General features: G+C 63.1%; 24 protein-coding genes. 14 read left to right on the forward strand and 10 right to left on the reverse strand.

What is annotated here, in order from left to right:
* Nucleotides 1-19 precede the first annotated feature (19 nt).
* Nucleotides 20-754 (forward strand): SDR family oxidoreductase, encoded by a 735-nt coding sequence (locus tag VZC39_RS03145; RefSeq protein WP_434665609.1) that lies wholly within the window; start codon nucleotides 20-22, stop codon nucleotides 752-754.
* A 75-nt stretch (nucleotides 755-829) separates the two neighbouring features.
* Here VZC39_RS03145 and glnE read toward each other — a convergent pair whose 3' ends face one another.
* The 3 genes from glnE to VZC39_RS03160 form a co-directional block, all read right to left on the reverse strand.
* Nucleotides 830-3712, reverse strand: a complete 2883-nt coding sequence (gene glnE, locus VZC39_RS03150) for a bifunctional [glutamate--ammonia ligase]-adenylyl-L-tyrosine phosphorylase/[glutamate--ammonia-ligase] adenylyltransferase (RefSeq protein WP_434665612.1) — start codon at nucleotides 3710-3712, stop codon at nucleotides 830-832.
* A 194-nt stretch (nucleotides 3713-3906) separates the two neighbouring features.
* Nucleotides 3907-4350: a GNAT family N-acetyltransferase gene (locus tag VZC39_RS03155; RefSeq protein WP_434665615.1), complete on the reverse strand. Its 444-nt coding sequence runs from the start codon at nucleotides 4348-4350 to the stop codon at nucleotides 3907-3909.
* A 72-nt stretch (nucleotides 4351-4422) separates the two neighbouring features.
* Nucleotides 4423-5673: a methyl-accepting chemotaxis protein gene (locus VZC39_RS03160; protein ID WP_434665618.1), complete on the reverse strand. Its 1251-nt coding sequence runs from the start codon at nucleotides 5671-5673 to the stop codon at nucleotides 4423-4425.
* Nucleotides 5674-5704: 31 nt separating this feature from the next.
* Between VZC39_RS03160 and VZC39_RS03165 the strand changes: the two genes are divergently transcribed.
* The 9 genes from VZC39_RS03165 (at nucleotide 5705) to VZC39_RS03205 (ending at nucleotide 15587) form a co-directional block, all read left to right on the forward strand.
* Entirely contained in the window at nucleotides 5705-6526 is an 822-nt protein-coding gene (locus tag VZC39_RS03165) for a potassium channel family protein (protein ID WP_434665621.1), read from the forward strand.
* 199 nt (nucleotides 6527-6725) lie between these two features.
* On the forward strand, nucleotides 6726-7331 hold the full coding sequence (locus VZC39_RS03170; RefSeq protein ID WP_434665624.1) for a TIGR04211 family SH3 domain-containing protein: 606 nt from the start codon (nucleotides 6726-6728) through the stop codon (nucleotides 7329-7331).
* A 144-nt stretch (nucleotides 7332-7475) separates the two neighbouring features.
* Entirely contained in the window at nucleotides 7476-8255 is a 780-nt protein-coding gene (gene nudC / locus VZC39_RS03175) for an NAD(+) diphosphatase (protein WP_434665627.1), read from the forward strand.
* A 154-nt stretch (nucleotides 8256-8409) separates the two neighbouring features.
* Nucleotides 8410-9477, forward strand: coding sequence for a uroporphyrinogen decarboxylase (hemE, locus tag VZC39_RS03180; protein ID WP_349920984.1), 1068 nt, complete (start codon nucleotides 8410-8412; stop codon nucleotides 9475-9477).
* A 186-nt stretch (nucleotides 9478-9663) separates the two neighbouring features.
* Nucleotides 9664-10593: an ROK family protein gene (locus tag VZC39_RS03185; protein ID WP_349920986.1), complete on the forward strand. Its 930-nt coding sequence runs from the start codon at nucleotides 9664-9666 to the stop codon at nucleotides 10591-10593.
* Between the two features lie 46 nt (nucleotides 10594-10639).
* Nucleotides 10640-11650 carry an erythrose-4-phosphate dehydrogenase gene (gene epd, locus VZC39_RS03190; protein ID WP_349920987.1) on the forward strand — a complete coding sequence of 337 codons (1011 nt, stop codon included), beginning with the start codon at nucleotides 10640-10642 and terminating at the stop codon, nucleotides 11648-11650.
* Nucleotides 11651-11713: 63 nt separating this feature from the next.
* On the forward strand, nucleotides 11714-12877 hold the full coding sequence (locus VZC39_RS03195; protein WP_349920988.1) for a phosphoglycerate kinase: 1164 nt from the start codon (nucleotides 11714-11716) through the stop codon (nucleotides 12875-12877).
* A gap of 114 nt (nucleotides 12878-12991) precedes the next feature.
* The gene (fbaA, locus tag VZC39_RS03200) at nucleotides 12992-14071 is read left to right on the forward strand and encodes a class II fructose-bisphosphate aldolase (RefSeq protein WP_349920989.1); all 1080 of its coding nucleotides are present in this window, start codon (nucleotides 12992-12994) and stop codon (nucleotides 14069-14071) included.
* A 214-nt stretch (nucleotides 14072-14285) separates the two neighbouring features.
* A complete protein-coding gene (locus tag VZC39_RS03205) occupies nucleotides 14286-15587 on the forward strand; it encodes an NAD(P)/FAD-dependent oxidoreductase (protein ID WP_434665633.1) in 1302 nt (433 codons plus the stop codon).
* Between the two features lie 3 nt (nucleotides 15588-15590).
* Here VZC39_RS03205 and VZC39_RS03210 read toward each other — a convergent pair whose 3' ends face one another.
* The 4 genes from VZC39_RS03210 to cutA all read right to left on the reverse strand — a co-directional run bounded on the left by VZC39_RS03210 (nucleotide 15591) and on the right by cutA (nucleotide 18723).
* The gene (locus VZC39_RS03210; RefSeq protein WP_349920991.1) at nucleotides 15591-16025 is read right to left on the reverse strand and encodes a hypothetical protein; all 435 of its coding nucleotides are present in this window, start codon (nucleotides 16023-16025) and stop codon (nucleotides 15591-15593) included.
* 86 nt (nucleotides 16026-16111) lie between these two features.
* Nucleotides 16112-16633, reverse strand: a complete 522-nt coding sequence (locus tag VZC39_RS03215; RefSeq protein WP_434665637.1) for a GNAT family N-acetyltransferase — start codon at nucleotides 16631-16633, stop codon at nucleotides 16112-16114.
* Nucleotides 16634-18409, reverse strand: coding sequence for a protein-disulfide reductase DsbD (locus tag VZC39_RS03220; RefSeq protein ID WP_434665640.1), 1776 nt, complete (start codon nucleotides 18407-18409; stop codon nucleotides 16634-16636).
* Nucleotides 18406-18723 (reverse strand): divalent-cation tolerance protein CutA, encoded by a 318-nt coding sequence (cutA, locus tag VZC39_RS03225; protein ID WP_434665643.1) that lies wholly within the window; start codon nucleotides 18721-18723, stop codon nucleotides 18406-18408. Before cutA ends, VZC39_RS03220 begins: the two co-directional genes overlap by 4 nt.
* A 195-nt stretch (nucleotides 18724-18918) precedes the next feature.
* Between cutA and VZC39_RS03230 the strand changes: the two genes are divergently transcribed.
* Nucleotides 18919-19260 carry a hypothetical protein gene (locus VZC39_RS03230; protein WP_434665645.1) on the forward strand — a complete coding sequence of 114 codons (342 nt, stop codon included), beginning with the start codon at nucleotides 18919-18921 and terminating at the stop codon, nucleotides 19258-19260.
* Nucleotides 19261-19333: 73 nt separating this feature from the next.
* Here the strand turns inward: VZC39_RS03230 and VZC39_RS03235 are convergent, their stop codons facing one another.
* A complete protein-coding gene (locus VZC39_RS03235) occupies nucleotides 19334-19771 on the reverse strand; it encodes a PACE efflux transporter (protein WP_349920996.1) in 438 nt (145 codons plus the stop codon).
* Nucleotides 19772-19885: 114 nt separating this feature from the next.
* On the opposite strand from VZC39_RS03235, the gene VZC39_RS03240 reads away from it, so the two are divergent.
* Nucleotides 19886-20767 (forward strand): LysR family transcriptional regulator, encoded by an 882-nt coding sequence (locus VZC39_RS03240; protein WP_434665647.1) that lies wholly within the window; start codon nucleotides 19886-19888, stop codon nucleotides 20765-20767.
* Between the two features lie 13 nt (nucleotides 20768-20780).
* Here the strand turns inward: VZC39_RS03240 and ygfZ are convergent, their stop codons facing one another.
* Complete coding sequence (ygfZ, locus tag VZC39_RS03245; RefSeq protein ID WP_434668324.1) at nucleotides 20781-21686, reverse strand: tRNA-modifying protein YgfZ; 906 nt, start codon at nucleotides 21684-21686, stop codon at nucleotides 20781-20783.
* A gap of 119 nt (nucleotides 21687-21805) precedes the next feature.
* On the opposite strand from ygfZ, the gene VZC39_RS03250 reads away from it, so the two are divergent.
* The gene (locus VZC39_RS03250) at nucleotides 21806-22075 is read left to right on the forward strand and encodes a succinate dehydrogenase assembly factor 2 (RefSeq protein ID WP_349920998.1); all 270 of its coding nucleotides are present in this window, start codon (nucleotides 21806-21808) and stop codon (nucleotides 22073-22075) included.
* Nucleotides 22076-22093: 18 nt separating this feature from the next.
* Nucleotides 22094-22489 (forward strand): protein YgfX, encoded by a 396-nt coding sequence (locus VZC39_RS03255; protein ID WP_434665650.1) that lies wholly within the window; start codon nucleotides 22094-22096, stop codon nucleotides 22487-22489.
* A gap of 281 nt (nucleotides 22490-22770) precedes the next feature.
* On the opposite strand, the gene nadB is transcribed toward VZC39_RS03255, so the two are convergent.
* Entirely contained in the window at nucleotides 22771-24378 is a 1608-nt protein-coding gene (nadB, locus tag VZC39_RS03260; protein WP_349920999.1) for an L-aspartate oxidase, read from the reverse strand.
* Nucleotides 24379-24557 lie beyond the last annotated feature (179 nt).

Here is a 24557-nt window from a genome sequence, read left to right on the forward strand (position 1 = left end):
CAATGAACAGGGAGGGGGAATGAGAGGCAAGGTATTGATCACCGGCGCGAGCCGGGGGATAGGGGCCGCGACGGCCCGCTATCTGGCGGAGCAGGGTTATGGGCTCTGCCTCAATTATCACCGCAACCGTGCCGCCGCCGAGGCGCTGGCGGCGGAGCTTGGTGAGCGTTACGGCGTCCCCTGCATCGCCGTGCAGGCGGATGTCAGTCAGGAGGCCGAGGTGGTGCGGTTGTTCGAGGAGATGGACGCGCGGCTTGGTCCCCTCACCCATCTGGTGAACAACGCCGGCATCCTGCAGCCCCAGATGAAAGTGCTGGAGATGAGCGCCGAGCGCATCAACAAGACTCTGGGCACCAATGTGACCAGCTATTTCCTCTGTTGCCGGGAGGCGGTGCGCCGGATGACGGCCGGAGGATCCATCGTCAACGTCTCCTCCGCCGCCGCCCGTCTGGGCTCCGCCGGCGAGTATGTGGACTATGCCGCCTCCAAGGGGGCCATCGACGTGCTGACCCGGGGGCTGTCGCTGGAGGTGGCGGCACTGGGGATCCGGGTCAACGGGGTGCGGCCCGGGTTCATTTATACCGAGATGCACGCCGACGGTGGCGAACCCGGCCGCGTCGATCGCATCAAGGGAAATATTCCGCTGCAACGGGGTGGTCAGCCAGCAGAAGTTGCTGCCGCCATCGCCTGGTTGTTGTCGGATGAGGCCTCTTACGCCACCGGCACCTTTATCGATGTGGCCGGTGGACGTTGAGTCGGCGGTCGCTTGCCGAGGATCGCAAAAGAGGGGGCGCCATGGCGCCCCCTCTTTACAGTGCAAACATGACGTTCACTCCCCCAGCAGTTGTTGCCAGACGGCCTCGACCAGGCTGCGTTCTGGCAGCAACTGGTCGTCACTGACCTTGCGGGAGATCTCCGAGAGGTTGAGGCGATGGCCGAGGTTGCGGATCTCCAGATAGGCGTGCTTGAGCCCCTCCGCCTGCTCCAGGGTCAGCACCCCCGCCATGACGCATTCGTCGAAGATGCGCACGTTATCGGACCAGCGGGTCAGGGCGTCCGGCTCGCCGCTGGCGTGGGCCAGTACCAGGTACTGGGCGATGAACTCGATGTCCACCATGCCGCCGGGGGATTGCTTGAGGTCGAACTCCCCCTCGCCGGCTTTCAGCAGGTGATCCCGCATCTTGTGGCGCATCTCGCGCACCTCCCTGGCCAGGGTGGGCAGATCCCGCTCCCTGGCGAGCACGGCCCGGCGGATGCGGACGAATTCGGCGACCACGGCTTCATCCCCGTAGATGGGGCGGGCCCGCACCAGGGCCTGATGCTCCCAGGTCCAGGCCTCTTGCTGCTGGTACTGCTCGAAGGCGGCGAGGGAGGAGACCAGCAACCCCGAATCGCCGGACGGGCGCAGCCGCATGTCTATTTCGTAGAGGATGCCGGACGGGGTGCGGGTGCTGAACAGGTGCAGGATGCGCTGGGCCAGGCGCAGGTAGAACTGGCGGCTGTCGATGGGCTTGCGGCCGTCGGTATAGCCGTTGGGGTCGCCGCCGTGCAGGAAGACGAGATCCAGATCCGAGCCATAGCCGAGCTCGATGCCGCCGAGCTTGCCGTACGCCACCACGGCGAAGCCGCGCCGGTCACTGGTGACCTCGGGGGGCACGCCGTAGCGCTCGCTCATCTGGACCCAGGCCTGATTGACCACCTCCTCGGTGATGGCCTCCGCCAGCCAGGTGAGGTGATCGCTCACCTTCATCAGCGGCAGGGCGCCGGCGATATCGGCCGCCACGATGCGCAAGAGTTGCACCTGCTTGAACTGGCGCAGGGCCTCCATCTGCTGCTCCACATCCTCCTCGGGAATGCGCAGCAGGAACTGGCGCAGCTGGGGCTTGTACTGATCCAGCGGGGTGGGGTGGTAGAGATGCTGGGGATCCAGCAGCTCGTCCAGCAGGATGGGGTAGCGGGCGAGCTGTTCGCTCACCAGGTGGCTGGCGTCGCACAGCCGCACCAGCTGGCGCAGGGCGGCGGGGTTTTCCGCCAGCAACTGTAGGTAGGCGCTGCGGGTGAAGATGCGGGTGAGCAGGGTGCAGACCCGCTCGAACAGGCGGGCGGGCTCCTGGCTCGCCACCACCAGCCGCAGCAGCTCCGGCATCAGCCAGTCCAGGGCGATCCGCCCCTGGGGGCCGACCTGGCGGCGTTTGTACTCCTCCTTGAAACGCAGCAGGGCGGCGCAGAGGGGGGCCGGCTCGCCGACTCCCTGGCCGGTCAGCAGGCTCGCCAGCTCGGTTGCGTCCAGCTCGGTGCGCCAGAGATCGAGCCAGAGCTGCTCCAGATGGGCGGGCGCCTCTTTTTCCTCCCCTACTACGGCGACGAACTCCAGGTGAACGGCGGCCATCTCCTCGTCCAGGTGCGCCATGAAGGCGGCCCAGTCATCAAACCCCAGAGAGGTGATCAGCCGCAGCCGATCCCGCTCCTCGGTGGGCAGGGTCTGGGTCTGTTGATCGCCAATCTCCTGCAGGATGTTCTCGACCCGGCGCAGGAAGCGATAGGCGCCGAGCAGGCGCTCGGTGCGCTCGGGCTCCAGGGCTCCCCCCTGGGCGATGGCGGCCAGCGCCTCGGGCAGGTGGCGCACCCGCAGGGCGGGCTCACGGCCGCCGCGGATGAGCTGCAACGCCTGGGCGATGAACTCCACCTCGCGAATGCCGCCGGCGCCGAGCTTGATGTTGCCCTCCAGCCCCTTGCGGCGCACCTCGGCGGCGATCATCGCCTTCATCTGGCGCAGGCCGTCGATGACCCCGAAGTCGATGTAGCGGCGGAACACGAAGGGGCGCAGCAGCTCGGTGAGGGCCTGGGCATGTTCGCATTGGGGCCCCAGCACCCGCGCCTTGACCATGGCGTAGCGTTCCCAGTTGCGGCCATGGTGCTGGTAGTAATCCTCCATGGCGGCAAAGGAGATGGCCAGCGGCCCCGCCTCGCCGAAGGGGCGCAGCCGCATGTCGACCCGAAACACCTGGCCGTCCTGGGTCGGCTGGTGCAGGGCGTTGATGAGGCGCTGGCCGAGCTTGATGAAGAATGGCTGGTTGGCGAGTTCCCGCCGTCCGCCGACCGTATAGCCGTTCTCCGGGAAGGTAAAGATCAGGTCGATGTCGGAGCTGAAGTTCAGCTCGCCGCCGCCGAGCTTGCCCATGCCGAGGATGAGCAGGGGCTGGGGATCCCCGTTGCCATCCACCGGGGTGCCGAGCTCGCTGCACTGCTTGGCATAGAGCCAGTCGCGGGCCGAGCAGATGAGGGCATCCGCCAGCTTGGTCAGATGGACGAAGCTCTCCTCCACCGCCGCCTGCCCCAGCAGCTCGCGCCAGGCGATCACCAGCATGCGGCTGCGCCTGAACTGGCGTAGCACCCGTTTGAGCGCCTCCTCGTCCTGGATCTCGGCGAGCAGGGCGGCGAGATCCCCCTCGTAGGCGGGCCAGCGTTCGGCCTTGGCAAGATCGCCGCTCTCCAGGGTCTCTTTTAGCAGACTTGGCTGCTGGATAAGGGAATCGGCGATGAAATCCGAGAGTCCAAGCAAGACAAGCAGTGTTTGCTGCTGCCCGGAAGGCAGCTCCCCGTAGGCCGGCACCAGGGCGAGCAGCCGCTGCCACTGGCGGTTGGCCTGCTCGTGCAGCAGGGGCGGGAGAGAGGGGAGAGACGCGGGAGAGAGAGAATCATGCTGGGCCACGGTTGCCGTCCTTGTGATTAACGGGTCTGCGAAGAAAAGGGAAACGCCGGCAGCCAATCTATCATCGCCGCGGGGCTCGGCACAGTGGGATGGGCGATCGGCGTGCCGGCGATCCCATCCGATGTCGCGGTGACGTACCGTCGCCGCTCGGGGGCAAGAGATGTTGACCGGCGAGAAACCGCAGCCCGCGGGGCTCAGGGGCGCCGGTAGATATCGGGGTCGTATTGCTCCATCAGGCTCTCTGGCCTGGCTGGCGCTGTGAAGCCGAAGCCGGCGTAGAGTCCGTGGGCATCGGCGGTGGCCAGCATGAGACGGCGCAGCCCCTGCAACTCGGGATGGGCGAGGATGGCGGCGATCAGCGTCTTGCTGTGACCCTGGCCGCGATGGGCCGGCAGCACGAACACGTCAGAGAGATAGCCGAAGGTGGCCCGATCCGTGATGACCCGGGCGAAGGCGATCTGCTGACCGTCCAGGTAGCCGCCGAAGCAGAGGGAGTGGTTGATGGCCCGCTGCACGGTGGCAAACGGAATGCCGGGGCTCCAGTAAGCCTCTTCGGACAGGAAGCGGTGGATCAGCGGCACGTCGAGCCGCCCCTTGTCGTCGCTGATCTCCAGTCTGGTCTTGTCGCTGAGTTGCATCCTGGCTCCTTGCCGTGGCGTTCAAAAAAGAAGGCTCCTTGCGGAGCCTCTCAACATACCAGCATGGGCCGGTCAGGCAAGTTTGAAGGCCTGGATATGGTTGTCCAGCGTCTGGCTGTGGTGCTCCACCAGCTCGGAGGCATCTTTCAGCTCCCGCAGCACCACCACGGATCCTTCCACCACCTGCTTGACCTGCTCCAGATTGGCGCTCATCTCCTCGGCCACCGAGCTCTGCTGCTCGGAGGCGGCGGCGATCTGGCGGTTCATGTCGGCCACGCCCTGTACCCGCTGCACTATGGTGGCGAGCTGATCGCCAGCCTGGGTCACCTGCTCGACCCCCTTGTCCGCCTGCTGTACGCTCTGGGCCATCAGGCCGACGGCCTGGCGGGCATTGCCTTGCAACTGCTCGATCATCTTCTGGATCTCGACGGTGGCGGCCTGGGCCCGGTTGGCGAGCTCCCGCACTTCGGAGGCGACCACGGCGAAGCCGCGTCCCGCCTCACCGGCGCGGGCGGCCTCGATGGCGGCGTTCAGGGCCAGCAGGTTGGTCTGCTCCGAGATGCTGCGGATGGTGTCCACTACTGAGCCGATGCGATCCACCCCGTGCTCCACCTCGTTGACCACGGTGGAGGAGCGCTGGATGTTGTCGGACAGGGTATCGATGGTGCTGACGGTGGCGGCCACGCAGCGGCTGCCCTCCTCGGCCAGGGCACTGGCATCGGAGGTGGCATGGGAGGCCTGCTCCGCATGGGCGGCCACCTCGCGAATGGCGCCGACCATCTGGCTCATGGCGCTCGCCAGCTGTTCAATCTGGGTGAACTCCTCGTTGATCGCCTCGTTGGCCTCTTCCATGCAGAGGGTCACCTGGGAGGCGATGTCGTTGAGCTCCTTGCAGGCGACACGCTGGGTGCCGAACACCTCCTTGAGGTTCTCCTGGGAGTGGGCCACCGCCTTGGCGATGTCGCCGAATTCGTCGCGGGACTTGAGCAGCACGCTGTGGCTGAGATCCTTGCGGGCGAAGCGCTCGAGCAGCCCCACCAGGTAGTGCACCTGTTTGACCATGAGGCGGGAGCCGGTCAGCAGCAGGATGACGAAGAGCACCCCCATCAGGGCCGTCTCCATCAGGCCGGTCCAGAGCAGGCGATCGGAGATGGCATTGGCCTTGGCGGCCTCGATGCCTTCGGCCAGCAGGGTGGCCTCCAGGTTGCTGGCATCGAACCAGAGTTTGACCAGCAACAACAGGGTGCTGAACACCATGAGCAGGACCACTTTGGGCACCAGACGGATATTGCTCATGCGCCGTTCCAGCGAGTTCAACTGCATAATCTTTCTCCTTTCAACGTCCATTTTTCCTTTGTCATCATGGCTATCGGCATTATCTTCCTTTTTGTTACTTGGTACTGCGTTTAAAGTTGGAAAATGTATGCGACATCACTTAAGTCACCTGCGCGCCATGGATCTGCTGATGGCGTTTCTGTCGGTGATCTCCGTCATCCTGGTGGGCGCCCGCTGGTGGGGGGTTGGGGAGCTGAGCCCCCAGACCCGGCAACTCTTCTATGACCTCGACAGCCTGATCTGCTACTTATTCCTCGCCCATTTTGCCTATGGCTGGGTGCGGGCATCCGATCGGATGGCCTTCTTCAAGGCCAACTGGTTCTATCTGCCAGGCAGCCTGCCCATGGTGGAGCAACTGCGCTGGGCGCGGCTGATCCAGCTGTGGCGCGTCTATCAACTGTTGCGTGACGGGCCGGATTTGCTCGGCATGTTCCGCCGCGAGCGCAACGAGACGACGATCTCCGGCATTCTGTTTCTGTTCTTCCTGTTACTGGGGGTCGGCTCTGGCGTCATGTTCTGGCTGGAGTCGGGCCATCCCGGCAGCCAGATAGAGACGCCCTATGACGCCTTCTGGTGGACGCTCGTCACGTTATCTACCGTGGGCTACGGGGACCTGGTCCCCAAGACCGAGGAGGGGCGCTTCGTCGCCAGCCTGCTGATCCTGTTCGGGGTCGGATTGTTCGGTGCCATCAGTGGTTTCATGGCCAGCCTGTTTGTCCATCCGGGCCGCACCAGCGAGGACGACAGCCAGTGGCGGCGCAGGCAGCACGAGCAGCAGGAGCAGTTGCTGCAAGAGATCAAGGCATTGCGGGAAGAGGTAAAGGCGCTGCAGCAACGCTAGGCGGCCCTATTGGAGCCAATGGGGGGCGGATCCCGCTCCGACCCCCGGGGCGGCGTCTGGAATGGTCGCGTGGGGTTGGGCACAAGATGCGAGCCAGCTCGCAGGGCGGGGGAGGGTATCTTTCTTTGCTTGTCCTTTGACCCGCCAGCAGCTTAACATTCCGCCTGTCACCTAACTCAACGAAGAGAATCGATCGACCATGCGCGCCCTTCTCGGGATTTTGATCTGCTTGTGTGCCCAACAGGCACTGGCCGACACCCGTTATGTTTCAGACAACATCTTTACCTATATCCACAACGGCCCGGGTACCCAATACCGGATCCTTGGCAGCGTCAAGGCCGGTGAGCCCCTGGAGGTCAAGACGGTCAACAATGAGGCCGGCTTCACCCAGATAGTGGACGGTCGTGGCCGTGAGGGCTGGATCAAGAACAGCGAGCTGCAGAACCAGATCAGCCTGCGCGAGCGCCTGCCCCAGGTGGAGAAGGAGCTGGAAGAGGCCAAGGCCCGCCTGCTGAACCTCAATGGCGACAACGAGCGCCGCTTCGCCGAAAAAGATGGCAAGCTTGCCGAGCAGACCCAGGAAATCGCTACCCTGAAGGCCCAGCTGGCCAGCCAGGGTGACGAGATGGGGAACCTCAAGGAGCAGAACGAGGCCCTGACCCAGAGCTATGACAACCAGGAGCACGACATGCAGATGGACTGGTTCATCCGTGGCGGCGCCATGGTGGGCGGCGGCATCCTGCTGGGCATTCTGCTCCCCATGTTGCCCCGTCGTCGCAAGAGCAGCGAACGCTGGATGAACTGACGACCATCATGGGTTGGATGAAAGAGGGCCGCGAAAGCGGCCCTCTTTTTTCAAGGGGCGGGTCGCCAGCGGGGATGGGCGGCCGTAAGATGGAGCGCATGCGTCCGTGCCCTGCACCTTCTTCTCAACGAGAGTCTTCATCTTATGTCATCGACCGAACAGGCCCGCTGGTTCGTGCTGGGGGGCGATCACCTCGTCCTGCTGGACGGCCAGGGGCAGATCCCACAGGGTTGTCGTAGCCAGCTGCCCGCCGAGCTGCAGGACGCCCCCTTCGAGCCCTTTGATCACTGGGAGGGCCTGCCCTGCCACCTGCTGGATCTGGGGGAAGAGGCCGACACCTCGGCCATGACGGGCCTGCGCCAGCTGATGGTGGCCGGGGACGAGGAGGGCTTTCGCCTCGCGGGCCGCGCCTGGCAGCTTGCCACCTTCCGCCGCAGCCATCGCTTCTGCGGCGAGTGCGGCGCCGCCATGGTCCCGAGGGCGGGGGAGTGGGCCATGGCCTGCGGGCAGGGGCACGTGGTCTATCCGCGCATCTCCCCCTGTATCATAGTGGCGGTGCGCAAGGGGCCGGCCATCCTGCTGGCGGCCCACCGTCGTCACTATCAGGCCGACGATCCCATGTATACGGTGCTCGCCGGTTTCGTCGAGGCCGGTGAAAACCTGGAGCAGTGCGTGGCGCGGGAGGTATTCGAGGAGAGCGGCATCAGGGTGCACAATGTGCGCTATGTGGCGAGCCAGCCCTGGCCCTTCCCCCACAGCCTGATGATGGGCTTCACCGCCGATTACCAGAGCGGCGAGATCAAGGTGCAGGACGAGGAGCTGGTGGCCGCCGACTTCTTCGAAGCCGACCGCCTGCCCCGTCTGCCCCCTCACGGCACCATAGCGCGCAGCCTGATTGAGCAGTGCCTCGCCGGCGACGCCTGACCGACGTCCGGGCCAAGAGGATGAGGGGCGCTTGTTTGCGCCCCTTCACATCTTTGTGCACCGATGGCCCCGCTCTGTGTTTGAGCCGCCCTAAGCCCCACACAAAGTGGTATCATATCCGCCATTTTATGCTGGATATGACTCAGGAACTGGGATGAAAGAGCTGAAAAACGATCGATACCTGCGTGCCCTGCTGCGCCAGGAAGTGGACATGACCCCGGTGTGGATGATGCGTCAGGCTGGCCGCTATCTGCCGGAATACAAGGCGACCCGCGCCGTGGCGGGGGATTTCATGTCCCTGTGCCGCAACGCCGAGCTGGCCTGCGAGGTCACCTTGCAGCCCCTGCGCCGCTATCCGCTCGATGCCGCCATCCTCTTCTCCGACATCCTGACCGTGCCCGACGCCATGGGGCTCGGCCTCTACTTCGAGCACGGCGAAGGCCCGCGCTTCGAGCGCCCCATCAAGTCCATGGCGGATGTGCAGGCCCTGCCCATCCCGGATCCGGAAGACGAGCTCGGCTACGTGATGAATGCGGTGCGCACCATTCGCCGCGAGCTCAAGGGGGAAGTGCCCCTCATCGGTTTCTCCGGCAGCCCCTGGACCCTGGCCACCTACATGGTGGAGGGCGGCAGCTCCAAGGCGTTCACCAAGATCAAGCAGATGATGTACGCCGAACCCATGACCCTGCACCTCCTGCTGGACAAGCTGGCGGACAGCGTGATCGCGTATCTCAACGCCCAGATCAAGGCTGGCGCCCAGTCGGTCATGGTGTTCGACACCTGGGGTGGCGTGCTGACCCCGCGGGATTACCGCGACTTCTCCCTGCAGTACATGCACAAGATCGTCGATGGCCTCATCCGCGAGCATGATGGTCGCCGGGTGCCGGTCACCCTGTTCACCAAGAACGGCGGCCAGTGGCTGGAGCAGATCGCCGCCACCGGCTGCGATGCGTTGGGTCTGGACTGGACCACCGACATTGCCGATGCCAAGCGCCGGGTCGGTGACAAGGTGGCGCTGCAGGGCAACATGGATCCCTCCATGCTCTACGCCGCTCCCGAGCGCATCCGTGAAGAGGTTGCCACCATCCTGGCCGGTTTCGGTCAGGGCAACGGCCACGTCTTCAACCTGGGCCACGGCATCCACCAGGACGTGGATCCCGAGCACGCCGGCGTCTTTGTGAACGCAGTGCACGAGCTCTCCGCCCAGTATCACGGCCGCTGAGGCCGTCACATTCGTATGACGACGGGGCCTGCAGGCCCCGTTTTGCTATCCGCGAATGGGGGCCGCCATGCGTGGGGATTACGCCCGGGCCCTGGCTCGGGTTACACTGCGCCATCGGTGACCCAGGGTCACGCACAAGACAGCCGGCGAGCCCTGAATGGGGGCCGGGCTATGGCAGGAGGCAGAATGAGCAAGGGTTCTTGGGATTGGGGCATCGACCTTGGCGGGACCAAGTGTGAGTGCGTGGTGCTGGATGGCGACGAGGTGCTGCTGCGACATCGCATCCCCACGGAACGTCGCGGTGGCTATCAGCACATGATCGGCCAGATTGCCAAGCTGGTGGATGAATGTGCCGAGAAACTCGGTCAACGCCCCAGCATCATCGGCATGGGCACGCCGGGGGCGCGGGATCCCCAGACCGGGCTGATGAAGAACTGCAACACCACCGAACTCAACGACAAGCCGTTCAAGGAAGATCTGGAACGCAGGCTGGGCGTGCCCGTGCTCATCGCCAACGACGCCAACTGCTTCGCCCTGGCGGAGACCCACCTCGGCGCCGTGCGCCAGCACCATCCGAATGCGAGAGTCGTGTTCGGCATCATCATGGGGACGGGGGTGGGCTCCGGCATCGTCATCAACGGCCAGATCCTCAACGGTCACCACGGCATCGCCGGGGAGTGGGGTCACAACGTGCTCTCTCCGGACGGCCCCGAGTGCTACTGCGGCAAGCGTGGCTGCGTCGAAACCTTCATCAGCGGCCCGGCCCTGGAGGCCTGGTACGAAGCCAAGGCCAGGCGCCACCTGTCGCTGGCCCAGATTGCGGCGGCAACTGCCCACGATCACGTGGCCAAGCTCACCATAGACCGGCTGCACCTGCTGTTTGGCAAGGCGCTGGCCAATGTGGTCAACATTCTGGATCCGGACGTCATCGTCATCGGTGGCGGGGTGGGCAACGTGCAGAGCCTCTATACCGCCGGACGAGAGACCGTCTTGCCCTTCCTGTTCAACCCCCGCTTCGCCACCCCCATCATCGCGCCCTCCCTCGGGGACAGCGCCGGGGTGTTCGGGGCGGCGCTGCTGGCTCGCGGCGTCTTCAAGGATGCCCTGCTGTCGTGAGCCTGTCATCGACCCCATCCCCTGTCGTCAAGGACACGGAGTTTTCATGATCAAGATTGCCATCAACGGATATGGCCGCATCGGCCGCAACGTGCTGCGGGCCCTCTACGAGAGCGGCCGTGACAACAACATCAAGATAGTGGCCATCAACGAGCTGGCGGCCCCCGAGGCCATGGTGCACCTCACCCGCTTCGACACCAGCCACGGCCGCTTCCACCATCCGGTGCAGCTCGCGGGCAACAGCATGCTGGTGGGGGAGGATCTCATTCCCCTGTTCGCCGAGCGGGATCCGGCCAGGCTGCCCTGGCGGGCGCTGGGGGTGGACGTGGTGCTCGATTGTACCGGGGTGTTCGGTTCACGGGCCGATGCGGAGCTGCATCTGGCGGCGGGGGCGGGCAAGGTACTGTTCTCCCACCCGGCGGATGCGGATGTGGATGCCACCATCGTCTACGGGGTGAATCACCAGACCCTGACGGGGCGGGAGCGGATCGTCTCCAATGCCTCCTGCACCACCAACTGCGTGGTGCCCGTCATCGAAACATTGCATCGAGAATTCGAGATCAATTGTGGTACTATTACGACAATTCATTCGGCCATGCACGATCAGCAAGTCATCGATGCCTACCACAGTGACTTGCGCAGAACGCGAGCGGCGAGCCAGTCCATCATCCCGGTGGACACCAAGCTGGCAAAGGGGTTGGAGCGTATCCTTCCCCACTTCGCCGGCAAGTTCGAGGCGATCGCGGTGCGGGTGCCGACCATTAACGTCACGGCGATGGATCTCAGCATCACTGTTCGTAAAAAAGTGACAGTTAGTGACGTAAATCAAGCCCTGCAACGGGCATCCAGAGGTACATTAAGCGGTATTCTGGATTACACGGAAGAGCCATTGGTTTCCGTAGACTTTAATCATGATGCACACTCCTGCATCATTGATGGTACCCAGACTCGAGTGAGCGATGCCAACCTCGTCAAGATGCTGATGTGGTGTGATAACGAATGGGGCTTCGCGAATCGGATGCTGGATACCACCCGGGCCATGATGGCCGCAGGCTGAGAGCCTGCACGGGTGCAAGGTTACTGTTTTTTTAACATTACCTGAAAATATAGAGGACTGAATATGTCTGTTATCAAGATGACCGACCTGGATCTGGCGGGTAAACGCGTCCTGATCCGTGCTGACCTGAACGTGCCGGTAAAAGACGGCAAGGTCACTTCCGATGCACGTATCGTCGCTACCCTGCCGACCATCAAGCTGGCTCTGGAAAAGGGCGCCAAGCTGATGATCACCTCCCACCTGGGTCGTCCGACCGAGGGCGAATACAACGAAGAATTCTCCCTGGCTCCGGTTGTCAACTATCTGAAAGACGCACTGTCCTGCCCGGTCCGTCTGGCCAAAGACTACCTGGATGGCGTCGACGTCGCCGCCGGTGAGCTGGTTGTGCTGGAAAACTGCCGCTTCAACAAGGGCGAGAAGAAAAACACCGAAGAGCTGGCCAAAAAATACGCCGCCCTGTGTGACGTCTTCGTGATGGATGCGTTCGGTACCGCTCACCGCGCCGAAGGTTCCACCTATGGTGTGGCCCAGTTTGCCCCCGTTGCCTGTGCTGGTCCCCTGCTGGCCGGTGAACTGGAAGCCCTCGGCAAGGCCATGCTGAAGCCTGAGCGCCCCATGGTTGCCATCGTCGGCGGCTCCAAAGTCTCCACCAAGCTGACCGTGCTGGAATCCCTCTCCAAGATCGCTGACCAGCTGGTAGTCGGTGGTGGCATCGCCAACACCTTCATCGCTGCTGCCGGTCACAACGTCGGCAAGTCCCTGTGCGAGCACGACCTGATCGACACCGCCAAGAAGCTGGCTGCCGAGACCAACATTCCGGTGACCACCGACGTGGTTGTTGGTGCAGAATTCTCTGAATCCACCCCTGCCACCATCAAATCTGTCGCAGACGTGACTGATGGCGACATGATCTTCGATATCGGCCCGGATTCCGCCAAGGCCCTGGCCGACATCATCATGAACGCCAAGACCATCCTGTGGAACGGCCCGGTCGGCGTGTTCGAGTTCGACCAGTTCGCCGCAGGCACCAAGGTGATCGCCGAAGCCATCGCCGCTTCCCCGGCCTTCTCCATCGCTGGTGGTGGTGACACCCTGGCCGCCATCGACAAGTTCGGCATCGCCGACAAGGTCTCCTACATCTCCACCGGCGGCGGCGCCTTCCTGGAGTTCGTAGAAGGCAAGGTACTGCCGGCCGTGGCGATTCTGGAACAGCGCGCCAAAGCCTAATTGACCCGAAGCGGGGGGCAAAAGCCTCCCGTTTCGTTTATCATGTGACCGCTGTGCCGGTTCGTGATGAACCCCCATTTTTATTAACGGCATACGAGAACAGGACGATTTAACATGTCTAAGAAAATTTTCGACTTCGTAAAACCCGGCGTACTGACCGGTGATGACGTACAAAAAGTGTTCGCCATCGCTAAAGAGAACGGCTTCGCTCTGCCAGCCGTCAACTGCGTCGGTACCGACTCCGTCAACGCTGTACTGGAAGCGGCCGCCAAGGTAAAAGCGCCGGTCATCGTTCAGTTCTCCAACGGTGGTGCCGTGTTCACTGCCGGTAAGGGCCTGAAGCTGGAAGGCCAGCAAGCTGCCATCCTGGGTGCCATCTCCGGTGCCAAGCACGTACACGCCGTGGCCGAAGCCTACGGTGTTCCCGTGATCCTGCACACCGACCACGCTGCCAAGAAGCTGCTGCCGTGGATCGACGGCCTGCTGGATGCCGGTGAGAAGCACTTCGCCGAGACCGGCAAGCCGCTGTTCTCCTCCCACATGCTGGATCTGTCCGAAGAGTCTCTGGAAGAGAACATCGACATCTGCTGTGAGTACCTGGTACGCATGGCCAAGATGAACATGACTCTGGAGCTGGAACTGGGTTGCACCGGTGGCGAAGAAGATGGTGTGGACAACAGCCACATGGATCAATCCGCCCTGTACACCCAGCCGGAAGACGTGGCTTACGCCTACGAGCGTCTGTCCAAGATCAGCCCGCGCTTCACCATCGCTGCCTCCTTCGGCAACGTGCACGGTGTCTACAAGCCGGGTAACGTCAAGCTGACCCCGTCCATTCTGGACGCTTCCCAGAAATACGTTTCCGAGAAGTTCGGTCTGCCGGCCAAGTCCCTGGACTTCGTATTCCACGGTGGCTCAGGTTCCACCCTGGAAGAGATCCGCGAATCCATCTCCTACGGCGTGGTGAAGATGAACATCGACACCGACACCCAGTGGGCGACCTGGGAAGGTATTCTGGGCTTCTACAAGACCAACGAAGCCTACCTGCAGGGCCAGCTGGGCAACCCGGAAGGCGCCGACAAGCCGAACAAGAAGTTCTACGATCCGCGCGTATGGCTGCGTGCCGGTCAGACTTCCATGATCGCCCGTCTGGAGAAAGCCTTCTCCGACCTGAACGCCATCAACGTACTGTAATCAGTACCGAGATCGCAGAAAAAGGCGCCTCATGGCGCCTTTTTTATTGCGCGGCTGGCAGGGCGGATCGCCGGCCTCGCACAAAGGTGTCCTTCGGGACACCTTTTGCATTTCTGTGATCCGGGCGGGCTGGCATGGCATCCTGGGGCTGGGTATTATCGATGACGAAACGTTTAATTTAGTAAACGAATGCAACCAAGGCAGGATGCTGAGCATGCAGACAGGAAGACATGGACATCAGGAGCACGTGGCCTCCTATTACGCGGCGACCCGCAACGATCATCAGCAGTGGCCCGAACTCAGCGGTGAACTGGATGCCGATGTCTGCATCATCGGTGGTGGTTTCACCGGCCTCAACACCGCCATCAACCTGGCCGAGGCGGGCTACAAGGTGGTGCTGCTGGAGGCGAACCGTATCGGTTGGGGGGCTTCGGGACGCAACGGTGGCCAGCTCATTCGCGGCATCGGCCATGACACTAGCCAGTTTGCCCGCTGGATAGGGGAGGAGGGGATCCGGGAGCTGGATCTGATGGGGCTGGAGGCGGTGCAACTGGTGCGTGATCGCGTCGAGCGCTTCAATATCGAGTGCGATCTGCGCTGGGGCTATTGCGATCTCGCCACCAAGGCGCGCCATCTGGCAGGCTTCGAGGAGGAGCTGGCCCATCTGGCGAGCCTGGGTTACCAGCATGAGACCAGGCTGGTGCCAAAGGATCAAATGCACTCGGTGGTGGGGTCGGATCGATACATCGGCGGTATGATCGACATGGGTTCTGGCCACCTGCATCCTCTCAATCTGGCCCTGGGGGAGGCGCGCGCCGCTGCCAGCCTCGGCGTCTCTCTGTTCGAGCAGTCCAGAGTGCTCAACATCGATTATGGGGACAAGGTGCAGGTCACCACGGCCCATGGCCGCTGCCGTGCCAGCTATCTGGTGATCGGCTGCAACGCCTATCTCAATGATCTCAACCCCGAACTGGGGGGAAAGGTGCTGCCGGCGGGCTCTTACATCCTTGCCACCGAGGTGCTGGAGAAGCGGCTGCGCCAGCGTCTGCTGCCCCAGAATATGGCGGTGTGCGATCAGAATGTGGCGCTTGATTACTACCGGCTTTCCGCCGATGGTCGTCTGCTGTTTGGCGGCGCCTGCAACTACTCAGGGCGGGATCCCAAAGACATCAAGGCTTTTATGCTGCCCAAGCTGCTGCGGGTGTTCCCGGAGCTCGCGGGCACTGCCATCGAGTTCCAGTGGGGAGGCATGATAGGCATAGGGGCGAATCGACTGCCCCAGATAGGGCGCCTGCCGAGTCACCCCAATGTGTTCTACGCCCAGGCCTATTCGGGGCACGGTCTCAATGCCACCCACATGGCGGCCAAGCTGGTGGCGGAGGCGATCAGAGGGGAGAGTCGGGGATTCGATCTGTTCAGCCAGGTGCCCCACATCACCTTCCCGGGGGGTCCCTCCCTGCGCTCACCCCTGCTGGCACTGGGAATGTTGTGGTATCGATTGAAAGATCTGCTGTAAGGGTCAGGAGGCGGGGCTGTCCTGAGGCTGGCCGGGCTCGGCCAGGCGCCAGCCCTGCTCCGTCTTCATCATCCAGACTTCGCGCTCCTGCGCCAGCGCCTGACCGGCTTCGAACTCGCCGTATTTGCGCTCCAGCTCCATCAGCCCCATCTCCTGCTGAAAGGGACCGACCCTGTCATAGACGAGATCTTCGTCGTGCAGGATCTGGAGTTGTGCCAGTCCCTGCTTGAAATGCAGCTGGTAGCCGACCTTGACCAGATAGACCCCTTCCATCCGCTCTTCCTTGCCAAGTACGGCGAAGTCACTGATGTCAAACAGATTGGCGTCCGCGTCTGACTGGAGTTTGGCGGTGACCTGACGCTGGATGGCCTCTTCACCAGGGCCTGCATCACAGCCATAGAGCCAGCAGGCGAGCAGGGGGATGAACCACTTTTTCATCGAAACTCCGGATGATACGAGACACAAGGGGCAAAGTTTGCCACGGTGAGGGCGAGATACAAGGGATGCTCAGAAAAATCAGCGCGCTATGGCTGGCCTGAGGAGAGGGGGCAGGGATGGCTGACGGTGCGGCTCATGACCAGGGTATCGCCGCTGAACCCGGAGATCCGCTTGCGATTCACCTGCTGGAAGCCGTGCCTGGACCAAAAATGCAGGGCGGGCAGGTTGGTTTCGATGACCCCGAGCCGCATGGCGCTGCAACCCCAGCCGGCCGCCCTTTCCATGAGCCGTGCGACCAGTTTGCTGCCGATCCCTTGTCCCTGCCAGCACTCCTTCAACAGCAGCAGGCCGAGGTAGGCCGTCTGCGCATCCGGATAACCGCGGACAAGATCGACGCAGCCAAGCAGCTCCTCTCCCTCCAGCACGGCGAGTACAAACTTGTCGTCTTCCCAGATGCCGGGTGGGCAGACCTTGAGGATCGCCAGGGCATCCGCAGGGTCGGGTGCCTTGCCCTCGGTCAGCCAGCTGTAGGCGGGCGTCGCCAGCACGACCTCTTCCAGCCACTGACGGTGGTCTGGGTTCGTCGGTGACAGGCAGCGCAACTCCATCTAGCGCAGCTTGTCCAGCTGACCCAGGAATTCCGCTGGGCCCATAAAGCCGGTCACCCGCTGGCCGTTCACTTCGTTGCCATCCCGGTCAAAGAAGATGAGGGTCGGCAGCCCCAGCACGTTGAGGCCGTTGAGCAGCGCAACGTCGGCATCGTCATTGGCGGTGACATCCGCCTGCAGCAGCACCATGTCGGCGAAGCGGGCACGCACCGCCGGGTCGCTGAAGGTCTTGTGCTCGAACTCCTTGCAGGCCACACACCAGTCGGCATAGAGATCCAGCAGCACCGGCTTGCCGCGGGCGGCGGCGAGCTGGATCTTGAGATCATCCAGGGTCTTGATGCGGATAAACTGCGGTACTTCGCGCTGGGTGCTCGCGGCGGCATCCTGGCTCGGCAACAGCAGATCCTTTGCCACCACCACGGCTCCCATCATGGCGAGCAGCAGAGTGAAGCCACACAGGCTCTTGCCCAGCGAATGGGTGCGATGCTGGTTGTGGTGATAGAGGTAGGCGCATAGCGCCAGTCCCCATACCAGCCAGGCCAGGGTGCTGGTCTCGTCGCTCCACAGTCGGGAGAGCAGCAGCAGGGGCACTGCCAAGAGCGCAAAGCCGAACAGCTGCTTGATCACATCCATCCAGGCGCCGGCTCTGGGCAGCAGCTTGCCCCCCGAGGTGCCGATCAGCAGCAGGGGCAGCCCCATCCCTAAGGAGAGGGCATAGAGGGCCGCGCCACCGAGCCAGAGGTCACCGCTCTGGGCCACGTAGATGAGGGCGCCGGAGAGGGGGGCCGTGGTACAGGGGGAGCAGACCAGGCCGGAGATCATGCCCATGATGCCGACCCCGAGCACCGAGCCCCCTTGCTGGCGGTTGGAGAGGCCGGAGAGCCGTGTCTGCAGGCCGCTTGGGAGCTGCAGGGTATAGAGCCCGAACATGGAGAGGGCCAGCAGCACGAACATGACCGAGAGGCCGATCAGCACATAGGGGTGCTGCAGGGCTGCCTGGAATTTCAGTCCCGCCGAGGCGACCACCAGGCCGAGCAGGGTGTAGGTGATGGCCATGCCCTGTACGTAGACGAAGGAGAGCAAAAAGGCGCGCCGGGTGGAGAGGCGTTCACCGGCACCGGCGATGATCCCGGTCAGTATGGGGTACATGGGGAAGACGCAGGGGGTGAAGGCGAGCCCCAGCCCTAGGGCGAAGAAGGCGGCGATGCTGAGCCAGAAACCCTGGCTGCCGAGGGCGGCCGCCAGCTGATCCTGCTGGCTGGCGGGCTGGTCGACGGCAGGACTGGCGTCCCTGATGCCATCTTGAGGGGCCTCGCTCGCGAGGGGTTGTATCTCGACCCGCTTGTCGGTCGGCGGGTAACAGAGGCCCTCGGTACAACCCTGATAGCTGATGGTGAGGCTGGCCCCCTGGCCCACTTCGGTCAGGGCGAGCGGGATCTGCACCTCCTGGTAATAGACCCGGGTCTTGCCGAAGAAGTCGTCCTCGTGCTCGGTGCCGGCGGGTAGTTCGGGCTGCTGGAAGCTGAGATTTTCTCCCTTGAAGCTGAAACGGTGGCGGTAGAGGTAGTAGCCATCGGCGATGCGCAGGATCAGCCGTAGCTGGTTGCCCTGCTGGCTGCTCTCGAGACGAAAGGCCTCATCGACTTTCAGAAACTGGGGCTGACTGCCGGTGTCGATACCGAGGCTGCTCAGCAGATCCTGGCTGGCGGCCTGCGCCGGGCTGGCCAGCAGGCTGAGCAGGAGCAGCAGAGGGGTAAACAGGGCGGTCAGTCTCATGCGGTCTCCCCGGCGAGCCAATCGAGATAGGGCTGATGGCCGAGACTGACCGGCAGCGCCAGGATCTCCGGCACCTCGTAGGGATGCAGTGCGAGGATGCACTCGCGCAGGGGCTCGAACAGGGCGGCGCTGGATTTGATGATGAGCTGGATCTCCCGGGCTCGTTCAATCTGCCCCTGCCAGCGATAGACGGAGGTGAGTCCCGGCAATTGATTGATGCAGGCGGCGAGGCGCCGGCCTAGCAGTTGATCGCAGATGAGATCGGCAGTGGCCTCATCTGGACAGGTGCAGAGCACTAAAATAGCGTCGGTCATGGCGTGAAAATCTCGTCATAAAGGGGTGAAACAGGCCCATAAACCAGAGGGCTACTATACCTAGCGCTAGGATAAATAGCACCCGCCATGCCTCTTTCGCCGGGGACGAAAATTAGTGGTGCGTCCGAGATAGACGCTGTGAAAAGGAGAGGGCAAAATGGGCTGGCTTATTCCCATTTTTACGTAAGGAAATGTATGACCCAACAGAATGAGCAGCAGAGAAACCGGATGTTGAGCCTGTTGCGTGAGGGCGAGCGCCGCATGCTGGTGCAACTGTCTGGTCTGCTGCGTACCAGTGCCGATGAGATCAACGCCGAGCTGGAGAAAGAAGAGCTGCTGGGGGCTCTGGAACAGCCCATCACGGTGGAGTATCTGAGTGGCGTGGTGCAACATCATCTGTTTGAGCGCCTGCACAAGGGCGACATGACGGCTGCCCAGCGCATGCTGACCCAGTACCAGAGCGATCTCGAGGCCATGCTGAAACAGGAAGCGGGGGAAGACGAAACACCCGTCGAAGAGGCAAAGGCCGGGGCCTGAGCCCCAACCTCCCCATCAGCACCATCATGCCTGCCGCATGATGGTGCCTCGTCACTTCTTTTAAATCCCTTCTTTAGTTCAGTACCCGCTGCGCCGGTTGGCCCGGAATGGGGAACACCTTGTCATAGCTCCAGTTGTAGACGAAGGCATAGACCAGGTAGAACAGCACGAAGCCCATATCCAGTACCAGCGCCTCTAGCAGCCCGATGTCGAGCCACCAGCACATCACCGGCAGGGCCACGGTCAGCAATCCCCCCTCGAAACCCAGCGTATGCAGGACTCGCTGCCACAGTACCTTGTGGGTATGGCCTTGATAACGCAGCAGTAATTTATCCACCCCGATGTTGTAGACATAGTTCCAGACGGTGGCGACCACCGAGAAGAACAGGGCCAGGGGCCCCATGTGGTTGAGGCCGACCCCGGTGACCCAGCTTGCCAGGGGGGCGGCGATCAACAGGCCGATCAATTCGAAGCCGATGGCGTGACGAAGGCGATCGCGAGTGTTGCGCATGAGTGTGTCCCTCTGTGTTGGTTGAGATGATGACGGCGACTATAATCGCTAAAAGCCATGGATGCTCGTTGGTATCTATCGCTAAAACAGATAGATGAATGAGGGCATAAGCTGATGAATCTCTCCCTGGAGCAACTCAAGGCACTGTTGGCGGCGGCGGAAACGGGTTCGTTCTCCGGTGCCGCCCGTCGTCTGGGCAAGGCCCAATCCGTGGTGAGCACCGCCATCGCCAATCTGGAGATCGATCTGGGGCTCGAGCTGTTCGATCGCAGCGGCCGCTACCCGGTGCTGACGGAGGCGGGCCGCCGGGTCCAGCAGGAGGCGTTGATCCTGCTGGCCCAGAGCGAGCGGCTGCAGGCCATCGCCGGCGAGCTGGCGGTGGGCATCGAATCGCGCCTGACCCTGGCCATCGACGATGACTCCCACCTGCCCTGGCTCGGCTCCGTGCTGGAGGAGTTTGCCACTCGCTACCCGGCGGTGGAGCTGGAGCTGCTGTTCCCCCTGATGGATGACGTGACCGAACTGCTCAAGAGCGGGCGGGCCCAGCTCGGCATCTGCTATCAACAGATGCAGCCGGCGCGGGAACTGGTGGCACGCTCCCTGGGGGCGGTCAGCATGCCGCTGGTGGTCTCCCCGGATCACCCCCTTGCCCACAAGGAGCCGCTGCGGGAGAGCGACTTGCAGGGGGCGCGCCAGCTGATGGTGACCGGGCGGCGAGAGGGGACGGAGCGCAACCGCTTCCGCCTCTCTTCCCAGGTGTGGTGGGTCGAGGGGGATCTGGGGATCCTAGAGCTGGTCAAGCTGGGGCTGGGGTGGGCATCCGTGCCGGACTTCCTGCTGCATCGGCCGCTGGCGCGGGGGGAAGTGGTGGTGTTGCAGCCGGATTTCGCCAGCCAGACCGAGTTGATGCTGGAGCTGCAGTGGCATCGCGCCCGCCCGCTGGGGCAGGCGGGGGCTTGGCTCAAAGAGGCACTGCTGGCGCGCGTGCCCCGTTGATCAGGATGGCGGCTCAGTCGGCGAGGGAGTAGGGCAGGGGTTGCAGGGTGAGATGAGCGCTCTCATCCTGCTTGAGGCGAAACTCGGCATCGGCCTCGGTGTCCTTGGGCAGCACGGCGGTGAGCCAGAGCTGGCCACCCTGCAGCCAGGCGTTCAGCACCATGCCGCTACGGCGCCAGTTGTCACCGAGCCGGATCTCCAGGGTATCGCCGCTGGCGACCGGGCCGCTGGCGGTGCCTGCCAGTACGAAGAGGGCGCGGTTGTTGGCGCCGCGGTACTTGGCGCGGGCCACAATTTCCTGGCCCATGTAGCAGCCCTTGGTGAAGCAGATGCCGTCCAGTGCCTGCAGGTTCAACATCTGGGGGATGTACTCCCCTTGATGCACGGCTTCCAGATGGGGGATCCCCGCCTTGACATCCAGCCCCCACCAGAGGGCCTCGTCGGCCGCGGGCAGGGTGATGGCGAGGGGCTGCTCGCTCACCAGCAACCAGCGATCGGCCTCCACACGCACCGCCATGCCACCCTCGATGAGGCCGGTCTCCTGCAGGCCGTACTGGGCCGAGATCCACGCATCGCTGCCCAGACCCGCAACACCCACCGCCTTGCCCGGATAGTCGTCGATCTCCACCTTGGCGAAGACCGCAAACTTCTTGAGCTCCGGCAACTGGCGTGCCAGCACCGAGGGCTTGGTCAGCAGCAGCAGGGACTCGTCCTGGCAGAGCAGACGAAAATCGCTCCACAGCTTGCCCTTGGGATCGCAGTGACCGCCGAGGGTGCTCTGGCCCGGTTGCAAGGCGTTGACGTCGCAGGTGACCTGGCCTTGCAGATACTTGGCGCGATCCGTGCCGCGCAAACGGGTGATGGCGAGATCGTTCAAGGAGAAAAGGCTGGGTTCGGCAGGCAGAACAGGGGTCAGCAGGCTCACGGTGGTGGTCCAAAGGCATAAAGTATGTGACCTGCATGGTAAAGACGTAAGGAATGTTTGTCAGCCGGAAAATCCAGCTGCTACCATTCCCGAGTCTTTGTAAGGAGAGTTCCATGTTGAGCCCAATTGAAAAGTCCCGCCTGAAGTGGGCCTGCCGCCGTGGCATGCTCGAGCTGGACGTCATCTTTATGCCCTTTTTTGAACACGAGTTCGACAGCCTGAGTGACGAGCAGCAGCAGACCTTCATCCGCCTGCTGGAGCGCGAGGATCCCGAGCTGTTTCGCTGGAGCATGGGTCACGGGGTGCCGGAAGATCCTGCCTTCGCCGCCATGATCCCGCTGATCCTGGAGCGCAACCAGGCCCGCCACGACCGCCAGGGCTGATCCCCCATGCGGGTGAGCATGCCCGTGCTCGTTTCCCGCCAGCAGCTGCGCCTGCTGTCCCTTCTCTTTTTGTTGCTGCTCTGGCCTGCCGCCAGCCTTGTTCAGGGCTGGCTGTGGGGGCTGTTCCTGCCTTGCTGGCTGCTGGGGTTCTGGCTCGCCCGAGGGTGGGCCAACGCCGTCTGTGGTGAAGTGATCCACGATGGCGAATGGCTGGAGTGGCGGGGCCGTCGCTATCGGCTCGATCCCCGCAGCCGCATCCTGCCCGGGGTGCTCTGGCTTTACCTCACCGCAGAAGGGGCGCCCGCCACCCGGCTCTGGCTTTTCGCCGATGCCCTGGCTCCCGAACACTATCGTATCCTGGCCCGCGCCATCCATCTCACTCCCTCCGATAAGGGCAAAGCCCGGCGACCATAAACAGATGACCCCGCAAGGGCGGGGTCATCTGGATGGATGCACGAGTGGGAATTCAGTCCCGCTCCGGGTCAGCACCGTCGGCTTGGAGTCCGGCTGCATGCCCCGGGCTGTCCGGGATGAGAGGTGCAGTCCGCGGGCTCTGTTTTGGCTCATCAGAAACGCAGAGTCAGTCCCGTTTCGGGGTCAGCACCGTCGGCTTGGCGTCCGGTTGCATGTCCCGGGTTGTCCGGGATGAGAGGTGCAGTCCGCGGGATCTGTTTTGGCTCATCAGAAACGCAGAGTCAGTCCCGCTCCGGGGTCAGCACCGTCGGCTTGGAGTCCGGCTGCATGTCCGGGTAGTCCAGGTTGTAGTGCAGACCGCGGGACTCCTTGCGCTGCAGGGCACAGTTGACGATAAGCTCGGCCACCTGCAACAGGTTGCGCAGCTCCAGCAGGTTGTTGGAGACCCGGAAGTTCGCGTAGTACTCCTGTACCTCCTGCTTGAGCAGATCGATGCGGCGCTTGGCACGGGCGAGGCGCTTGTTGGTGCGCACTATGCCCACGTAGTCCCACATCATCAGCCGCAGCTCGTGCCAGTTGTGCTGGATCACCACCTGTTCGTCCGAGTCATCCACCTGGCTCTCGTCCCAGGCCGGCAGCCGCGGTGGCGCCACGCTCATGGGCAGCTTGGCCAGGATGTCGGCCCCCGCCTGATGGGCGAAGACCACGCATTCGAGCAGGGAGTTGGAGGCCATGCGGTTGGCGCCGTGCAGGCCGGTGTAGGTCACCTCGCCGATGGCGTAGAGGCCCGGGATATCGGTCTGGCCGTTGCCATCGATCATCACGCCACCGCAGGTGTAGTGGGCCGCCGGTACGATGGGCATGGCCTCCTTGGTGATGTCGATGCCCACCGCGAGGCAGCGCTCATGGATGGTGGGGAAATGCTTGATGATGAAGTCCGCCGGCTTGTGACTGATGTCCAGATACATGCAGTCGGCACCCAGGCGCTTCATCTCGTGGTCGATGGCGCGGGCGACGATGTCGCGGGGTGCCAGCTCCGCCCGTTCGTCGAAGTCCGGCATGAAGCGGCTACCATCCGGGCGACGCAGATAAGCCCCTTCACCGCGCAGGGCTTCGGTCAGCAGGAAGTTGGGATCGTCCGGGTGGAACAGGCTGGTGGGGTGGAACTGGTTGAACTCCAGATTCGCCACCCGGCAGCCGGCGCGCCAGGCCATGGCGATGCCGTCGCCCGAACTCACATCCGGGTTGGAGGTGTATTGATAGACCTTGGAAGCGCCGCCGGTGGCCAGCGCCACGAAGCGGGCGCGGATCACCTCGACCTGTTCGACGTTGCGGTTCCAGACGTAGGCACCGAGCACCTTGTTGCCCGGCAGGCCGAGCTTGCGGGTGGTGATGAGATCCACTGCGTTGAAGCGCTCCATCAACTGGATGTTGGGGTGAGCGCGGACCTGATCGATCAGGGTGAGCTGGACCGCCTTGCCGGTGGCATCGGCCGCGTGGAAGATGCGGCGATGGCTGTGGCCCCCCTCCCGGGTCAGGTGGTAGTGGGATTCCCCTTCGGCATCCTCTTCCTGATCGAAGGGAACCCCTTGCTGGATCAGCCACTGGATGGACTCGCGGGCGTTGCGGGCGGTGAACTCGACCACGGCCGGATCACACAACCCGGCCCCGGCGTTGAGTGTGTCGCTCACGTGGGATTCGATGCTGTCGGTCTCGTCGAACACGGCAGCGATGCCTCCTTGCGCATAGAGAGTGGCCCCCTCACTGATGGGCCCCTTGCTCAGAACCAGGACTTTGGCCTGGTCTGCCAATCGCAATGCGAGGGACAAACCGGCGGCACCGCTGCCAATGATGAGTACGTCGCAAAGGTATTCAACACTTGCTTTCATAAGTATCATTGGCCTGGATTAAGAACTGGCCCCATGGTAGCCCAAGGGGGGGTTGTGATGCAGCCCGCATCACATTTTTTTCGATACAAGCGAACTTTCTCTGATTCCTCCTGTCTGAACTTGTGCGCTTAGAAAGGGCCGGAAAAGAAAAACGATAACCTGATGGGGGTTTTACGGCT

The sequence above is a fragment of the Aeromonas sp. NJAU223 genome (assembly GCF_051125555.1).
GTDB classification, from domain to species: Bacteria; Pseudomonadota; Gammaproteobacteria; order Enterobacterales; family Aeromonadaceae; genus Aeromonas; species Aeromonas veronii_G.

Coding starts and splice junctions, on each gene's coding strand:
- VZC39_RS03145 (WP_434665609.1), top strand. CDS start 20: ATGAGAGGCAAGGTATTGATCACCGGCGCGAGCCGGGGGATAGGGGCC.
- VZC39_RS03155 (WP_434665615.1), bottom strand. CDS start 4,350: ATGCAACTCAGCGACAAGACCAGACTGGAGATCAGCGACGACAAGGGG.
- VZC39_RS03160 (WP_434665618.1), bottom strand. CDS start 5,673: ATGCAGTTGAACTCGCTGGAACGGCGCATGAGCAATATCCGTCTGGTG.
- VZC39_RS03170 (WP_434665624.1), top strand. CDS start 6,726: ATGCGCGCCCTTCTCGGGATTTTGATCTGCTTGTGTGCCCAACAGGCA.
- nudC (WP_434665627.1), top strand. CDS start 7,476: ATGTCATCGACCGAACAGGCCCGCTGGTTCGTGCTGGGGGGCGATCAC.
- hemE (WP_349920984.1), top strand. CDS start 8,410: ATGAAAGAGCTGAAAAACGATCGATACCTGCGTGCCCTGCTGCGCCAG.
- VZC39_RS03185 (WP_349920986.1), top strand. CDS start 9,664: ATGAGCAAGGGTTCTTGGGATTGGGGCATCGACCTTGGCGGGACCAAG.
- epd (WP_349920987.1), top strand. CDS start 10,640: ATGATCAAGATTGCCATCAACGGATATGGCCGCATCGGCCGCAACGTG.
- VZC39_RS03195 (WP_349920988.1), top strand. CDS start 11,714: ATGTCTGTTATCAAGATGACCGACCTGGATCTGGCGGGTAAACGCGTC.
- fbaA (WP_349920989.1), top strand. CDS start 12,992: ATGTCTAAGAAAATTTTCGACTTCGTAAAACCCGGCGTACTGACCGGT.
- VZC39_RS03205 (WP_434665633.1), top strand. CDS start 14,286: ATGCAGACAGGAAGACATGGACATCAGGAGCACGTGGCCTCCTATTAC.
- VZC39_RS03210 (WP_349920991.1), bottom strand. CDS start 16,025: ATGAAAAAGTGGTTCATCCCCCTGCTCGCCTGCTGGCTCTATGGCTGT.
- VZC39_RS03215 (WP_434665637.1), bottom strand. CDS start 16,633: ATGGAGTTGCGCTGCCTGTCACCGACGAACCCAGACCACCGTCAGTGG.
- VZC39_RS03220 (WP_434665640.1), bottom strand. CDS start 18,409: ATGAGACTGACCGCCCTGTTTACCCCTCTGCTGCTCCTGCTCAGCCTG.
- cutA (WP_434665643.1), bottom strand. CDS start 18,723: ATGACCGACGCTATTTTAGTGCTCTGCACCTGTCCAGATGAGGCCACT.
- VZC39_RS03230 (WP_434665645.1), top strand. CDS start 18,919: ATGACCCAACAGAATGAGCAGCAGAGAAACCGGATGTTGAGCCTGTTG.
- VZC39_RS03235 (WP_349920996.1), bottom strand. CDS start 19,771: ATGCGCAACACTCGCGATCGCCTTCGTCACGCCATCGGCTTCGAATTG.
- VZC39_RS03240 (WP_434665647.1), top strand. CDS start 19,886: ATGAATCTCTCCCTGGAGCAACTCAAGGCACTGTTGGCGGCGGCGGAA.
- VZC39_RS03250 (WP_349920998.1), top strand. CDS start 21,806: ATGTTGAGCCCAATTGAAAAGTCCCGCCTGAAGTGGGCCTGCCGCCGT.
- VZC39_RS03255 (WP_434665650.1), top strand. CDS start 22,094: ATGCCCGTGCTCGTTTCCCGCCAGCAGCTGCGCCTGCTGTCCCTTCTC.
- nadB (WP_349920999.1), bottom strand. CDS start 24,378: ATGAAAGCAAGTGTTGAATACCTTTGCGACGTACTCATCATTGGCAGC.